At 69.6% G+C, this 1,058-nt stretch carries 2 protein-coding genes; both read right to left on the bottom strand.

What is annotated here, in order from left to right; translation table 11 throughout:
* Positions 1 to 56: 56 nt before the first annotated feature.
* Positions 57 to 383 carry a hypothetical protein gene (locus AB0C29_RS50050; RefSeq protein WP_360835656.1) on the bottom strand — a complete coding sequence of 109 codons (327 nt, stop codon included), beginning with the start codon at positions 381 to 383 and terminating at the stop codon, positions 57 to 59.
* 103 nt (positions 384 to 486) lie between these two features.
* Positions 487 to 861 (bottom strand): hypothetical protein, encoded by a 375-nt coding sequence (locus AB0C29_RS50055; RefSeq protein WP_360835658.1) that lies wholly within the window; start codon positions 859 to 861, stop codon positions 487 to 489.
* Positions 862 to 1,058 lie beyond the last annotated feature (197 nt).

Below are 1,058 nucleotides of genomic sequence, written 5' to 3' on the forward strand. Positions count from 1 at the left end.
CCTGCCGCCCAGCCGCGCCGCGTCCGCAGCCCGGACCTGTCCGTCCTCGCCGTGAGCTAGCTGATTACCACGACCGTGATCGTGTAGGTCTGCTCATCCTGCGGGATGCGCACGGTGACCGTTCCCGGCCTGACGAACCGCAGGTCGACCACGCCGGCCTCATAGTTCCGGGACACCAGCGACCCCGGAACCGCGGTCACGAGACCCGGCCCGATTCCCTGCAGCCGCAGGACCCCACCGGTGTGGAAACACATGGACTTGATCAGGTCCAGCACGGTGTTGTGCAGGTCCAGATCGTGCCGGACGGCGCCGTAGCAGGTGGCGGTCGGCTGGGTGGAGGTCGGTTCGGCTGAGTGGGCCGGTCTGACGGTCCTGGTCCGCACCGGTCTCTGCCCGGCCGGCTGTCTCGCGAGACCGAGCTCGGGGCTCTCGGCCCGAGCCGGCGCACTGGGTCACGTCGGCGCCGGCTTTTGTTCGCGGCTTCGCCTAGGTCATCTTTCTGGTCTCGTCGAGGCTGACGTACTGCGGCACGTCGTTGCGCAGCTGCTCCTGCATCGCCCGTACCTCGTCGGCGGAGACGCCGCGCAGGCAGGCCGGCAGGCCGCGCAGCACCTCCTCCAGGCCGAGCGCCCGGTTGGCGTTGTGGTGGTAGAACCGCAGCTCAGCCACGAAGTCGGCGATCAGCACCGTGGCCTTGGCCGGGTTCTCCCGCCACAGCCAGGTGAACACCGAACCGAACGAGTCACCGAGCACCGCCGTGGTGCCCGGCTCCGAGTGCTCCAGGGTCAGCTCGGCCTCGTAGAACACGACGCTGACCAGCAGCTGATCGAGAATGTGCTCAGGTATCTCGCGGGTGTGCACATACGCATCCTCTCTGGTGCACGCCACCCTTAGTGACCCGCCGCCCGCCGGTTGTTCTGTCGGGGCCCCGACAATTGCCGTCCCGCGCGTCATTGACCGGCGGTCACGGCGAGCCGGTCAGCGGTGGTCGGCCGCGGGCCGGGCTCCGATTCACGCTGCCGGGGGATCAGCGCGGGCGATCCGCCGGCCGGCTCCGG

This window comes from Actinoplanes sp. NPDC048791, from assembly GCF_040650095.1.
Lineage (GTDB): Bacteria > Actinomycetota > Actinomycetes > Mycobacteriales > Micromonosporaceae > Actinoplanes.